8 protein-coding genes and 1 pseudogene are annotated in these 13,817 nt (G+C 72.2%); 3 read left to right on the top strand and 6 right to left on the bottom strand.

The window, feature by feature from the left end; translation table 11 throughout:
* Positions 1 to 169 precede the first annotated feature (169 nt).
* Positions 170 to 2,572, top strand: a complete 2,403-nt coding sequence (locus tag AS594_RS31645; protein WP_069935621.1) for a penicillin acylase family protein — start codon at positions 170 to 172, stop codon at positions 2,570 to 2,572.
* 72 nt (positions 2,573 to 2,644) lie between these two features.
* Here the strand turns inward: AS594_RS31645 and AS594_RS31640 are convergent, their stop codons facing one another.
* Both AS594_RS31640 and AS594_RS31635 read right to left on the bottom strand, forming a co-directional pair.
* Positions 2,645 to 4,201 (bottom strand): acyl-CoA synthetase, encoded by a 1,557-nt coding sequence (locus AS594_RS31640; protein ID WP_079148780.1) that lies wholly within the window; start codon positions 4,199 to 4,201, stop codon positions 2,645 to 2,647.
* Complete coding sequence (locus tag AS594_RS31635) at positions 4,198 to 5,310, bottom strand: NAD(P)H-dependent flavin oxidoreductase (RefSeq protein WP_069935620.1); 1,113 nt, start codon at positions 5,308 to 5,310, stop codon at positions 4,198 to 4,200. Before AS594_RS31635 ends, AS594_RS31640 begins: the two co-directional genes overlap by 4 nt.
* Positions 5,311 to 5,539: 229 nt before the next feature.
* Between AS594_RS31635 and AS594_RS31630 the strand changes: the two genes are divergently transcribed.
* Entirely contained in the window at positions 5,540 to 7,297 is a 1,758-nt protein-coding gene (locus AS594_RS31630) for a serine hydrolase domain-containing protein (protein WP_069936016.1), read from the top strand.
* 73 nt (positions 7,298 to 7,370) lie between these two features.
* Here the strand turns inward: AS594_RS31630 and AS594_RS31625 are convergent, their stop codons facing one another.
* The 4 genes and pseudogenes from AS594_RS31625 to AS594_RS31615 form a co-directional block, all read right to left on the bottom strand.
* Positions 7,371 to 8,921, bottom strand: coding sequence for a phytoene desaturase family protein (locus AS594_RS31625; protein WP_069775304.1), 1,551 nt, complete (start codon positions 8,919 to 8,921; stop codon positions 7,371 to 7,373).
* Between the two features lie 77 nt (positions 8,922 to 8,998).
* The gene (locus tag AS594_RS31620; RefSeq protein ID WP_069935619.1) at positions 8,999 to 11,251 is read right to left on the bottom strand and encodes a serine/threonine-protein kinase; all 2,253 of its coding nucleotides are present in this window, start codon (positions 11,249 to 11,251) and stop codon (positions 8,999 to 9,001) included.
* Positions 11,233 to 11,570, bottom strand: a pseudogene (locus tag AS594_RS46410) (oxygenase MpaB family protein); the annotation flags it as partial. The gene AS594_RS31620 and the pseudogene AS594_RS46410, both read right to left, overlap by 19 nt.
* Positions 11,571 to 11,598: 28 nt before the next feature.
* Entirely contained in the window at positions 11,599 to 12,789 is a 1,191-nt protein-coding gene (locus tag AS594_RS31615) for an MFS transporter (RefSeq protein WP_069935618.1), read from the bottom strand.
* A 133-nt stretch (positions 12,790 to 12,922) separates the two neighbouring features.
* On the opposite strand from AS594_RS31615, the gene AS594_RS31610 reads away from it, so the two are divergent.
* Positions 12,923 to 13,744 (top strand): class I SAM-dependent methyltransferase, encoded by an 822-nt coding sequence (locus AS594_RS31610; RefSeq protein ID WP_069935617.1) that lies wholly within the window; start codon positions 12,923 to 12,925, stop codon positions 13,742 to 13,744.
* Positions 13,745 to 13,817: the final 73 nt, after the last annotated feature.

The raw sequence follows: 13,817 nt of genomic DNA, 5'->3' as shown, positions 1-13,817 counted from the left end.
GGGTCGGGGGCGACCGGGGGTCAAGGGGCCGAACGGGGCCGGGACACGGTCCCGGCGTCAGCGGCCGTGACGGATACCGAACGGAATGTTGACATGAACGCGCTCGGCTGGGTGCATGGACCAATCACTGCGCCAACACCCGTGCGCCACAGCCCCTTTGGGAGTCACGTTGGACCTCCGCACTCGCCTGAGACACCTCGTCCTGACGGCGACAGCCCTGGTCACGGCGGCGGCCGCGCTGCCGCCGGCGTCCGCCGGGGCGGCCGACGCCGGTTCCCGTAACCGGCATCTCTCTTCCGGCGGGCTGTCCGCCCTCATCCGCTACACGGAGCACGGCGTTCCGCACATCCTGGCCAAGGACTACGCGAACCTCGGCTTCGGCACCGGCTGGGCGCAGGCCGCCGACCAGGTCTGTACGCTCGCCGACGGCTTCGTGACCGTGCGCGGCGAGCGTTCGCGCCACTTCGGCGCGGACGCGGCACCGGACGGCTCGCTGTCCTCCGCCACGAAGAACCTGTCCAGCGACCTGTACTTCGCCGGCGTACGACAGGCGGGCACGGTCGAGAAGCTCCTCGCCACGCCCGCCCCCGCCGGCCCCAGCCGGCAGGTCAAGGAGACGATGCGCGGCTGGGCCGCCGGGTACAACGCGTGGCTCGCGCAGAACCGCGTCACCGACCCGGCGTGCAAGGGCGCCGGCTGGGTGCGCCCGGTGAGCGCGCTGGACGTGGCCAGGCGCGGCTTCGCGGTGTCCGTCCTCGGTGGCCAGGGCCGTGGTGTCGACGGCATCACCGCCGCCGCGCCGCCGGAGACCGGCGCGGCGCGCACCAGCGTGGTCGACCGGGAGCGGGCGGCCGCCGCGGCACGCGAGATGTTCGCGTCGGACAACGCGGACATGGGCTCCAACGCCGTGGCGTTCAGCGGGAGGACCACGGCGAACGGGCGCGGGCTGCTGCTGGGCAATCCGCACTACCCGTGGCAGGGCGGGCGGCGCTTCTGGCAGTCGCAGCAGACCATTCCGGGGGAGCTGAACGTTTCCGGCGGCTCCTTGCTCGGCACGACCGTCGTCAACATCGGGTTCAACGACAAGGTGGCCTGGAGCCACACGGTCGCGACGGGCGTGACGCTCAACCTGCACCAGCTGACACTGGACCCGGCCGACCCGACGGCGTACCTCGTCGACGGCAGGCCGGAGCGCATGACGAGGCGGACGGTGTCCGTGCCGGTGAAGGGCGCGGCGCCGGTCACCCGCACCCAGTGGTGGACCCGCTACGGGCCGGTCGTCACCGGCCTCGGCGCCTCGCTGCCACTGCCCTGGTCGGCGACGACGGCGTACGCCCTCAATGATCCGAACGCCGCGAACCTGCGGGGCTCCGACACCGCGCTCGGCTTCGCCAAGGCCCGCTCCACCCAGGGCATCGCGAAGACGCTGCGCCGCGTCCAGGGACTGCCGTGGGTGAACACCGTCGCGGCGGACTCGGCCGGGCACACGTTCTTCAGCCAGTCGCAGGTCCTGCCGAGGATCACCGACGACCTCGCGCAGCGCTGCTCGACGCCGCTCGGGAAGGTGACGTACCCGGCCTCCGGGGTCGCCGTGCTGGACGGTTCGCGCACCGACTGCGCGCTCGGCTCGGACAAGGACGCCGTGCAGCCGGGGATCTTCGGCCCGTCGAGGATGCCGGTGCTCGAGGACGCGCCGTACGCCGAGAACTCCAACGACAGTGCCTGGCTGACCAACGCGGACCGCCCGATCACCGGGTACGAGCGGGTCTTCGGCACGGTCGCCACGCGCCGTTCCCTGCGTACGCGGGGCGCGGTCGAGGATGTGTCGGCCATGGCGGAGAAGGGCGGGCTGACGGTCGGCGATCTCCAGCGGCAGCAGTTCGCGAACCGTGCCCCGGCGGGCGACCTGGCAGCCGCCGGCACGGTCGAGGGCTGCACGGCTCTCGCGGCGGACCGGCCGGACCTCAAGGAGGCGTGCGGCGTACTGGGGCGCTGGGACAGGACGGTGAACACGGACAGCGCGGGCGCGCTGCTCTTCGACCGGTTCTGGCGGAAGCTGGTGGCGTCCGTGCCGCAGGCGGAGCTGTGGAAGGTGCCGTTCTCCGCGGCTGATCCGGTGCGTACGCCGAACACCCTCAACACGGCCGCACCGGGTTTCGCGACCGCGCTCACCGGCGCGGTGTCGGAGCTGAGGGCGGCGGGCATCGCGCTCGACGCGCCGCTGGGCAAGCACCAGTTCGTCGTACGCGACGGCAAGCGCATCGCGCTCCACGGCGGTACGGAGTCCCTCGGCATCTGGAACAAGATCGAGCCGGTGTGGAACCCGGCGGGCGGCGGCTACACGGAGGTGACCACCGGCTCCAGCCACATCCAGGCGGTGGGCTGGGACGGCGGCCGCTGCCCGGTGGCGCGCACGCTGCTGACGTACGCGCAGTCGTCGAACCCGTCGTCGCCCCACTACAGCGACCAGACCGAGCTGTACTCGGGTGAGCGCTGGGTGACCTGGCGGTTCTGTGAGAAGGACATCCTCCGGGCGCCCGGACTGCGGGTGGAGCGGGTGCGCGAGCGCTGACGACCGCACGCGTGCGCGGCGGGCCCTCACCGGTGCGGTGGGGCCCGTTCGCGGGAGCGGGTTCAGAGGGGTTCAGAGGGGGCGCTCGTGGCCTTCCCAGTACGGCTCGCGCAGCCGACGCTTGTAGAGCTTGCCGTTCGGGTCGCGGGGCATCGCCTCGACGAAGTCGACGCTCCTCGGCCGCTTGAAGGCGGCGAGCCGCTGCGCGCAGTGCGCGAGGATGCCGGCGGCCAGCGCCTCGTCGGGGGCGTGGCCCTCGGCCGGTTCCACGACGGCTTTGACCTCCTCTCCCCAGTCGGCGTGCGGGATGCCGAAGACGGCGGCGTCCGCGACGGCCGGGTGCGCGAGGAGGGCCGCCTCGATCTCGGCGGGGTAGATGTTGACGCCGCCCGAGATGATCATGTCGATCTTGCGGTCGCGGAGGAAGAGGTAACCGTCCTCGTCGAGTACGCCGAGGTCGCCCACGGTGAAGAAGTCCCCGATGCGGTTCTTCCTCGTCTTGCTCTCGTCCTTGTGGTAGCTGAAGCCGCCGGTGCTCATCTTCATGTAGACCGTGCCGAGTTCGCCGGGCGGCAGGCGGTTGCCGTCGTCGTCGAAGACGGCGAGTTCGCTGATGGGCCATGCCTTGCCGACGGTCCCGGGCTTCTTCAGCCACTCCTGCGCCGTCGCGAAGGCGCCGCCGCCCTCGCTGGCCGCGTAGTACTCCTCCACGCAGTGGCCCCACCAGTCGATCATCGCCCGCTTGACGTGGTCGGGGCAGGGCGCGGCCCCGTGGATGGCGTGCCGCATCGAGGACACGTCGTACGACGCCCGTACGACTTCGGGGAGTGCGAGCAGCCGGTGGAACTGCGTGGGGACCATGTGGGTGTGCGTGCACCTGTACCGGTCGATCAGGCGGAGCATCTCCTCGGGGCTCCACTTGTCCATGAGGACGAGCGGATGACCGATGTGCAGGGCGGCTCCCGCGAACTGGAGTACGGCGGTGTGGTAGAGCGGCGAGCAGACGAGGTGGACGTTGTCGTCGAAGGGGCGGATGCCGAAGATGGCGAGGAAGCCGCCCAGGTAGGACTCCTCCGGGAGCTTCCCGGACAGCGGGCGGCGGATACCGCGCGGGCGACCCGTCGTTCCCGACGTGTAGTTCATGACCCAGCCGAGTGTGCGGTCGGCCGGCGCGGTGTCGGGCTGCCCGTCGAGGAGTCCGGCGTACGGACGGAACCCGGGAACGTCGCCGACGGCGTAACGGCGGTTCCCGGGAAGCTTCGCTTCGTCGGCCGCGTGGGTGGCGGCTTCGGCGAAGCGCTCGTGCGCGATGACGACCTTGGCGCCGGAATCGGCGACGATCCAGGCGATCTCAGGACCGACGAGGTGGTGGTTGACCGGGACGAGGTAGAAACCGGCCTGGGAGGCGGCCAGGTAGGCGGTGAAGAACTCGACGCCGTTGGGGAGGACGACGGCGAAGGCGTCACCCTGCCGCATGCCCGCGGCGCGCAGTCCGTGGACGAGCTGGTTGACGGCGGCGTGCAGCCGTCCCGCCGTCCACTGCTCGCCGTCGGGGGCGGTGAGCACCGTACGGGCCGGGTCTGCCGCCGCCTGGGCCCAGAAGCCGTTGGGCGGCTGGGTCACGGTCATGACCGGTCACTCCTTCCGGCGATGCGGTTGATGCGGTCCACGGCGCGTTCGAAGCCGCGGGTGAGGTCGTCGAAGACGGCCTGGACGCTGCGCTCAGATGTCATACGGCCGACGATCTGGCCGACGGGGGTGCCGAGGAGAGGCCCGATCTCGTACTTCTGGATGCGGGACACCGCTTCCGCGACGAGCAGTCCCTGGAGCGGCATGGGGAGCGTCCCGGGTCCGTTCGGGTCGTCCCAGGCGTCGGTCCATTCGGTGCGCAGCTGGCGGGCGGGCTTGCCGGTCAGCGCGCGGGAGCGGACGGTGTCGCCGGAACCGGCGGCGAGGAGTTTGGCGGTGAGGGCGCGCGAGTGGAGGTCGGCCTCCTCGGTGGTGAGCCAGATCGAGCCGAGCCACGCGCCCTGGGCACCGAGGGCGAGCCCGGCGGCTATCTGTTCGCCGCTGCCGATGCCTCCGGCGGCGAGTACGGGCAGGGGGTGGACGGCGTCGACGACTTCGGGGACGAGGACCATGGAGGCGATCTCGCCCGTGTGGCCGCCCGCTTCGTAGCCCTGAGCGACGACGATGTCGATGCCCGCTTCGGCGTGGTGCCTGGCGTGTTTCGCGCTCCCGGCGAGCGCGGCGACCAGGACGCCGTGGTCGTGGGCGCGGGCGATGACGTCGGCCGGCGGGGAGCCGAGGGCGTTGGCGAGGAGTTTGATGGGGTGGCCGAAGGCGACGTCGAGCTGATTGCGGGCGACCTCCTCCATCCAGCCGGTGATGCGCCACCCCGACGCCTCCCCCTCGGCCAGTTCGGGTACGCCGTGCTTGGCGAGGGTCTCCTCGACGTACCGGCGGTGCTCCGCGGGGATCATCGCCTCGACGTCCGCCTCGGTGACGCCCTCGACCTTCTTCGCGGGCATGACGACGTCGAGGCCGTACGGCTTCCCGTCGGTGTGCTCCGTCATCCAGCCGAGGTCGCGCGCGAGTTCGTCCGGTGCGGTGTAGCGGACCGCGCCGAGGACGCCGAATCCGCCTGCGCGGGTGATGGCGGCGGCCACCGCGGGGAAGGGTGTGAAGCCGAAGATGGCGTGCTCGACACCCAGTTTCTTGCTCAGCTCCGTCTCCATGAGCGGCAGGATGCCGCAGCGGGGCGGACGAGGGAAGAGATTTTCTGATGCTTCGTCAGATTACTTGGGCTCTTCGGGGGTGGTTGACAGCACCCATGGGCTGCAAGAAAGTTTCGCTCGTTGAACGTGTGACGGCAGTTACTTTCACAAGGAGTGGCTCGTGACCGACGGCGCGGCGGAACCGGAAGCGGGCAGAGGCATCAGCCGGCGCAGGCTGGGCGGCGGCATCATGGCGCTGGGCGGCGCCCTGGTCCTCGCGCCGCCGGCGACCGGGCGCGCGGGCGCCGCGGCGCGCCGGACGGCGGCGGACGGCGGCGTAGGCCGTGACGGCGGACGGCCGACGCTGCGCCGGGGTTCGCCCGAGCGCGCGGGACTGCTCCCCGGCCCTCTGAAGCAGCTCGTCACGGACGCGGAGCGCTTCCTCGGCCCCTCACCCAAGCACCCCTGGTACGCGGGCGCGGTGGTGCTCGCCGGGCGGGGCGGGACGGTGGCGCTGCATCAGGCGGTCGGCTCGGCGGTGCGCTACGCGGCGTACGACGAGAAGACCGACACGGCTGTGGAGTTGCCTGCGGACCAGCGGATCGCGATGGCGGAGGACACGGTCTTCGACCTGGCGTCGGTCTCGAAACTCTTCACCTCCATGCTCGCCGTCCAGCAGACCGAGCGCGGGACGCTGGAACTGGAGGAGAAGGTCGCCACGTATCTCCCGGAGTTCGCGGCCGCGGGCAAACAGGACGTGACCGTGCGCCAGCTGCTGACGCACACGTCGGGGTTCCGTGCCTGGATTCCACTCTACAAGGAGCCGACGCGGGAGGGAAAGCTGCGGCTTCTGTGGAACGAGGCGCCGACGAGCACGCCCGGCACCACGTACCGGTACTCGGACCTGAACCTGATCTCGCTCCAGCTCGTGCTCGAAGAGATCACCGGTCGCACCCTGGACACACTGCTCCGCGACGAGATCACCGCTCCACTCGGGATGCACCGCACTCGTTTCAACCCGCCGGCGTCCTGGAAGCCGGCGATCGCCGCCACCGAGGACGCCCGGCCGCCCTGGGCAGGTCTCGACCGGGGCCTGGTGTGGGGCGAGGTGCACGACGAGAACGCCTACGGCTTCGGTGGGGTCGCGGGCCACGCCGGGGTGTTCTCCACCGCCTGGGACCTCGCGATCCTCGCCCGGACGTTCCTCAACGGCGGCGCGTACGGACGGGCGCGGATTCTGGAACCCGAGTCGGTGGAGCTGATGTTCACCGACTTCAACACCGCCTTCCCCGGCGACGAGCACGGCCTCGGCTTCGAGCTCTACCAGCACTGGTACATGGGAGCCATGGCCACTCCCCGGACCGCGGGCCACACCGGGTTCACCGGCACCAGCCTGGTTCTCGACCCGTCCACCGACTCCTTCCTCGTCCTGCTGGGCAACTCGGTCCACCCCGTGCGCACTTGGCGTTCGGGCAGCGCCCCGCGTGTGGCCGCGGCCAACAACATGGCCCGCGCGGTCTCGGTACGCCCGCCGCGCGGGCGCACCGCCTGGTTCTCGGGCATGGCCTCCGCCGCAACGGCGACGCTCGGCCTGCCCGCGCTCACCCTCACCACGGACCGGCCACGGCTGCGCTGCTCGCTGTGGTGGGACACCGAGCCGGGCTCCGACCGCCTCTTCCTCGAAGTCTCGGCGGACGCGGGGACCACCTGGCGGGCAGTGCCGTTCACGACCGTACGCAAGGGGGAGGAGCCGCGGTCGCACCCGGCGGGCGCGGTCACCGGCTGGTCCGGACGCGTCTGGCACCGGCTGAGCGCCGACCTCACGGCCTGGCGCAGCCAGGAGGTGCGCCTGCGCTGGCGGTACCGGACGGACACGCTGTACGTCGGACGGGGCGCGTACGTCGACGGACTGCGGGTCACCGACGGCCGCCGCACCCTCTTCGACGAGGCCAGGCCGGCGGACGCGGCCCTGATCGAGGCGGCGGGCTGGACGGCGTCCGAGGACTGAGCGACGCGGCTGCCGGGCCGTGCGGGTGCCCGGCCGCGCGGCTGCCGGCCCGCGCGGCCGGCCGGCAGCCCTCTCAGCGCCCGAGAACCGCCATCGCCGCGTTGTGGCCGGGGATGCCGCTCACCCCGCCACCACGGACGGCGCCCGCACCGCACAGCAGAACGTTCGCGTGCGCCGTCCCGACGCCCCACCGGCCGGTCCCGGCGGCCTCGTCCGCGTACGGGAACGAGAGGGGGCGGTGGAAGATGTTGCCGCCCGGCAGCCGCAGTTCGCGTTCGAGGTCGAGCGGGGTCTTGGCCTCGATGCAGGGCATGCCGTTCCCGTCGAGCGCGAGGCAGTCGGTGAGCGGCTCTTCCAGGTACGTGTCGAGCTGCGCGAGCGTCGCGGCCAGGAGCTCGGCACGGGCCGCCTCGTTGTCGTGGGTGAAGAGCCGGGCCGGCGTGTGCAGGCCGAAGAGGGTGAGTGTGTGACAGCCCTGTGCGGCGAGCTCCGGGCCGAGAATCGAGGGATCCGTCAGGGAGTGGCAGTAGATCTCGGAGGGCGGCGCGCTCGGCAGCCGCCCGGACGCGGCCTCGCGGTACGCGGTCGCCAGTTGTCCGTACCCTTCCGCGACATGGAACGTTCCCGCGAACGCTTCCTCCGGTTCCACGGAACGGTCGCGCAGGCGCGGCAGAGCGCGCAGCAGCATGTTGACTTTGAACTGCGCCCCTTCGGCGGAGACCGAGGCCGGGTCGTCTTCGCCCAGGAGCGTCGCAAGGGCCGCGGGTGAGGCGTTCACGAGAACGTGCCTGGCGCCGACCACGGCCTCACCCGAGTCGCTCCGGAAGGTCACTTCGGCCCGGTTGCCGTCGGTGTCGATACGGATCGCCTCATGGCCGGTGGCGATCTCGGCGCCCGCCGCCCCGGCCGCGTTCGCGAGCGCGTCGGTGAGCGCGCCCATTCCTCCCACGGGAACGTCCCAGTCACCCGTTCCGCCGCCGATCACGTGGTACAGGAAGCAGCGGTTCTGGAGCAGCGCGGGATCGTGGGCGTCGGCGAACGTACCGATGAGCGCGTCGGTGAGAACCACTCCGCGTACGAGGTCGTCGGCGAAGTGTTCCTCGATCGCGACACCGAGGGGCTCCTCGAAGAGCATCCTCCAGGCCGCCTCGTCGCCGATACGGGCGCGCAGCGCCTCCCGAGTGGGCAGCGGCTCCGTGAGGGTGGGGAACACGCGCTCCGCGACGCGCCGCATGACGCCGTAGAAGGACTGCCACGACGCGTACTCCGCATCGCCGCCGGTGAGCCGGGCGAACGACTCCCGCGTCCGGTCCGGTCCGCCGCCCACCAGCAGCCCGCCCCGCCCGCTCGGCGTGTACGAGGAGACGGTGCGCTTGCGTACGGTGAAGTCCAGCCCCAGCTCGCGGACGATCCGCCGGGGCAGCAGCGACACGAGGTACGAGTAGCGGGAGAGCCGGGCGTCGACTCCGGCGAAGGGGCGGGTGGACACCGCCGCCCCGCCGGTGCGCTCCAGGCGCTCCAGTACGAGCACGGAGCGCCCCGCCCGGGCCAGATAGGCGGCGGCGACCAGACCGTTGTGTCCGCCCCCGACGATCACCGCGTCATAGCTGTCCTGTACGGGCATGGCGTGCGCTCCTGACCTCAGTCTCTCGTCCACGGGGGTCCCCGCTTACGTGTACCGATGTGCTGCCTGCCCGGCGATCAGTCGCTCCGGACTCCGCGCTGCTGCCGGAGCGCCGCCACCCGCCGGTACAGCTCGACCGCCTCCGCGCCGCGCCCGAGCTGTTCCAGACAGTGGGCCTCGTCGTTGCGGCTGGCGAGGGCGTCCGGGTGGTCGGCCCCGAGGACGCGTTCACGGGCCTCCGCGACCTGACGGTAGACGGTGAGCGCGTCGGACCAGCGTCCCAGCCAGCCGAGGCCGACGGCGACCTCCCGGCGGCTGACGAGCGTGTCGGGGTGGTCGGGCCCCAGGACCCGTTCGCGGATCGCACACACGTCACGGGCCTCCGCCAGGGCCTCCTCCCAGCGGGCGAGGCGTCCGAGGTTGACGCCCAGCCCGTGCCGCGCGCGCAGCGTCTCGGGATCCAGGGGGCCCTGCACCCGCGTACGGTCCTCGACGAGTGCCCGGTAGAGCTCGAGGGCCTCCGCGCTGCGCCCGAGCCGGCCGAGGCTGATACCGACCTCGTAGCGGGCGGCGAGCGTGTCGGGATGATCCGGACCCAGCGCCTGCGCGCGGGCGTGGGCGACCTCCCGGTACGTCTGGAGGGCCTCCGTCCAGCGCCCGAGCTGCCCGAGTGCGTACGCCACTTCGTACCGTGTGACGAGCGTGTCCGGGTGCGCCGCACCGAGCACCCGGGCACGGGCCGTGGCGACTTCGTACGCCATGCGGTACGAGTCCTCCAGGCGGCCCAGTCTGCTGAGGTTGAACGCCAGGTTGTGCCGGCACCGCAGCGTGTCGGGGTGGTCGGTTCCCATCGTGCGTTCCCGGGAGGCGAGCACGGCGGCGTACACCTGGTGCGCCTCGAAGTGCCGGCCGAGCTGTCCGAGTACGTACGCCATCTCCTGGCGTGCGGCGAGGGTCTCCGGGTGGTCGGGCCCCATGGTGCGCTCGCGCCCTTCGGCCACGCGGCCGAACTCGCGCAGGGCGTCGGCGGCGCGCCCCGTCCTGCTGAGGGTGAATCCGACCTCGTAGTGGCTGGCGAGGGTGTCGGGGTGGTCGGGGCCCAGGGCGTGTTCGCGCTCGGCGGCGACCGCCCGGTGGACCTCGCCGGCCTCGTTCCACCGGCCGAGGCGGCCGAGGCTGAGACCTGCGTTGTGCCGGCTGTTGAGTACGGCCAGCATCTCGGGCGGCGGTGTGGGCCGCTCCGGCCGGCGCGCGGCCGGGACGACGGCGGCAGGCAGGGCGACTCCCGTGGTCCACTCCCCCGTCAGTCCTGCCGAGTGGTCCGGCGGCGTCTGCGGCAGGGCCCACGAGCCGCTCGCCTTGTGACCGGTCGTCATACCGCGCGTCCAGGAAGGCAGGCGGGGGGCGCGCGTCGCGGGCTGGCCGGGGCGCACGGCGGGCGGCAGCACCGCTGCGAGAGCGGATACTGCGGCGGGGCCGGAAGCGCGCCCCGCGGTCAGGCGGTGCGCCAGTTCCCTGGCGTCGGCGGGCCGTTCCTCGGGGGTCTTGGCGAGCAGGTCGAGGACGACGCGGTCGAAGAACGCGGGAAGCTCCGGGCGAAGACTGCGCGGGGGTTCCGGTGGGGTGTCCCGGTGACCCACGAGGACCGCCCACGCGTCGTCGAGGTCGAACGGCGGCACGCCGGTGGCGATCTCGTACAGCACACAGCCCAGCGAGTAGAGGTCGCTGCGGTGGTCGACCTCGACGCCGCCGATCTGCTCGGGCGACATGTAGTGCGGGGTGCCCATGGCGATCCCGGTGCCGGTGAGCTGGGAGGTGAAGCCGATGTCGTGGCCCAGTCGCGCGATGCCGAAGTCGCAGATCTTCACCGTGCCGTCGGCGAGCCGCATGATGTTGGCGGGCTTCAGGTCCCGGTGGACGATGCCCTGCTCGTGCGTGTAGGCGAGGGCCCACGCCACCTGCTCGGCGATGTCGACGACGTCGGGGACGTCCAGCGGGTGGGCCTTGTTGTCTTCGAGGAGCTGGCTGAGGTTGCGCCCGTCGAGCAGTTCCATGACGAGGTAGAGAACGCCGTCGTGCTCGCCGAAGTCGTGGACGACGGTGACGCCGCGGTGCTGGAGCGCGGCCGCGACGCGCGCCTCCCTGCGGAAGCGTTCACGCAGCACTCCGGTGAAGGACGGGTCGTGCTGAGGCCCCACCGGCTTGAGACACTTGACGGCGACCTTGCGCCCCAACGACTCGTCGTGAGCACGCCACACCTCGCCCATGCCCCCGCGCCCGATCTGATCGAGCAGCCGGTACCGGCCCTGGATCAGCCTGGTGTCCGCCATCTCGTGCTGTCGCCCCCGTCACTCCGCTGCGCCCTCCCCGGCCCGTCCAGTATGGCCGCCTGTCTGCGGAGTTTGTACGGTGCGGGGCGCGCGTCGGGGCCGAGGCGTGCCGTTGTCTTCAGAATGTGACCGGGCGGCAGCTGCTGGCGCACCCGGGAGGGGATACGGCGCAGGCTGTCCCGGTTACGGCGGGCCCGCGGGTCACCGCGCGAGGGGCCGGAGCGGGGCGGCCGTACAGCTCGCGGGCGTAAGGAGGCAGTGAGGCGTACGCGAGTGCCGCCACGCGCCGCCACAGCGGTGCGCGCGCCGGTACGAGCAGCTGACGCACGAGGCCCACCGGACCGCCCTCACGTCCTCGCCCGCACCGGCAGCCGGAGCAGGTACACGGCCGCGGTCGAGACCAGGACGGCCATGCACGCGATGAACACCAGCCCCGCACCCTCCAGGCCGAGCGGGTCCGCCAGCACTCCCACACCGATGACCGGCACCGAGATGCCCGCGTACGCCACGACGAAAAGCGTCGAGACCACTGACGCGCGACGGTCAGCGGGAGACGCCCCGGCCACCGCGGACAGCGCGCCGCGAAACGCCAGCCCCTGGCCGGCCCCGCCGACCAGCGCGCTGAGCACCACCAGGGGCAGCAGGTCCCACCGCAGGGCGCCCGCGAGCAGCGCCAGTCCGGCGAAGAGCCCGGCGCAGCCCAGCGGCAGCGACCGTTGCGCGCCGACCCGGCCGACCGCCAGCTGCCCCGCGGTCGAGGCGAAGAAGGCCAGCGCGACGACCAGCCCGCTCACCGCGTGGTTGTGCACATCCAGGGACTGCGCGAGGAACGCGGGGCTGACCGACGTGAACACCCCGAACAGCGCGAACCCCACGAACGACGCGATCGCCGCGGGCCCGAACACGGCCCGCACCTGCGCGGGCAGGCCGGGCCGCTGCGGCCGTACGGTGCTCAGCGGCCGCCTCTCCCCTACGGTCTCCGACAGCCACAGCAGGACGCCTCCCGAGCCGGCCACGAGCACGAGGTGCACGGCGAACGGCAGGTACAGCGGCCAGGCGGCGTACTGCGCGAGGACTCCGGCGAGCAGCGGACCGCAGCCCAGCCCGCCCATGTTGGCGGCGGTCGCCACGAACGTGGCCCGCGAGGCGCCGCCGTGCGGTGCCAGCTCCAGTACGTACACCGTGGCCGCCCCGGTGAACAGGCCGGCGGACAGCCCCGACAGCAGTCGCCCGGCGTACAGCCATCCCAGTCCGGTGGCGCACAGGAAGCAGACGGCGCTCGCCGCCGCGAAGGCCAGGCCCCACAGCAGTACCGGCCGCCTGCCCACGGCGTCCGAGGCGTTGCCCGCCAGCAGCAGCACACCAATCACCCCGAAGGCGTAGACGGCGTACACGACGGTCACCGTCAGTTCGGAGAAGCCGAACTTCTCCTGATAGAGGCCGTAGAGCGGGGTCGGCAACGTGGTGCCGGCCATGCACACGGCGAACACCGCCCCGCCGAGCAAACACTGGCGCCACCCGCGGCGATCACCGTCCATGCCGCCGACGGTAACCCGCCGTCTTCCCCGTGCCGGCCGCACGCGGGTGGAGCACGAGCCGGTGTAGACCGGTTGGCCCCTCGCGCGGCGCGCCTCGGGCGTGCGGCGAGGGGCGGGGGCAGGATCGGGGGCGATGAACGGGAATCCAAGTGGCGGCGGCGACGACGCACGCCGCGCGGGCCGCTACGGCGAAGCCGTGTTCGAACCGGAGAAGACGGGTGAGGACGAGCGGATCGACCTCGGCGCGCTCGCCTACGACGACGTCACCCTGAACAGGCTGACGAAGCTGGGCGCGGGACCGGGCTGGGACTGCCTGGACGTGGGCGCGGGAACGGGCACGGTCTCCCGCCTTCTCCTGGGCCGGGCGGGCGTTAAGAGCGTACTCGCCGTCGACCGCGACGTCCGCTTCCTCGCGGCCCACCCCGTGCCCGGACTCACGACGCTCGAGGCGGACATCACCGCCCCCGACTTCGCACCCGGCCAATTCCATCTGGTGCACGCCCGGTTCGTGCTCATGCACCTGCGCTCCTGGCAGCAGATGATCAGCAAGCTCTGCTCGCTGGTCGCTCCCGGTGGTGTGCTGGTCCTCGGCGACGCGGTCGATCTGACCACTTCCACGGCTCCCACCACTGCCTACACCCGTGTGATGCGGGCGATGTGGCAGGGCCTGGAGGAGACCATCGGCACCGACGTCTCGTGGGTGCCGGGATATCCCCAGCTTCTCCGTATGGCGGGCCTCACCTCCGTGGCGGCCGAGATCCATGTGCCTCCCCTGCTGCCCGGCAGCCCCATCAGCCGTTTCTGGGCCGAGACATGGGACCGCTCGCGGGAAGCGATCGTGGCCACGGGGCTGGCCGACGACGCGACGGTCGGTACGGCGATCCGCGAACTGGACTCCCCCGACTTCGCCGCGCTCTCGCCGGGCATGCTCACCGCCTGGGGCACGAAGAGCTGAGCGCCCGGGCGCCGGAGATGCCTTTCGGCTCGTCCGTCTCCTTCACTCCATTTCTCGCCATGTGCCGGGAGTT

Source organism: Streptomyces agglomeratus (genome assembly GCF_001746415.1).
In the GTDB taxonomy this organism is placed as follows: domain Bacteria; phylum Actinomycetota; class Actinomycetes; order Streptomycetales; family Streptomycetaceae; genus Streptomyces; species Streptomyces agglomeratus.
The sequence above is the reverse complement of the archived record's forward strand: the minus strand, read 5'-3'. Positions and strand labels throughout refer to the sequence as shown.

What these genes read in the sequence shown, in the direction of transcription:
- AS594_RS31610 (WP_069935617.1), top strand. Translation starts at nt 12,923, where the DNA reads ATGAACGGGAATCCAAGTGGCGGCGGCGACGACGCACGCCGCGCGGGC.
- AS594_RS31615 (WP_069935618.1), bottom strand. Translation starts at nt 12,789, where the DNA reads ATGGACGGTGATCGCCGCGGGTGGCGCCAGTGTTTGCTCGGCGGGGCG.
- AS594_RS31640 (WP_079148780.1), bottom strand. Translation starts at nt 4,201, where the DNA reads ATGACCGTGACCCAGCCGCCCAACGGCTTCTGGGCCCAGGCGGCGGCA.
- AS594_RS31620 (WP_069935619.1), bottom strand. Translation starts at nt 11,251, where the DNA reads ATGGCGGACACCAGGCTGATCCAGGGCCGGTACCGGCTGCTCGATCAG.
- AS594_RS31630 (WP_069936016.1), top strand. Translation starts at nt 5,540, where the DNA reads ATGGCGCTGGGCGGCGCCCTGGTCCTCGCGCCGCCGGCGACCGGGCGC.
- AS594_RS31635 (WP_069935620.1), bottom strand. Translation starts at nt 5,310, where the DNA reads ATGGAGACGGAGCTGAGCAAGAAACTGGGTGTCGAGCACGCCATCTTC.
- AS594_RS31625 (WP_069775304.1), bottom strand. Translation starts at nt 8,921, where the DNA reads ATGCCCGTACAGGACAGCTATGACGCGGTGATCGTCGGGGGCGGACAC.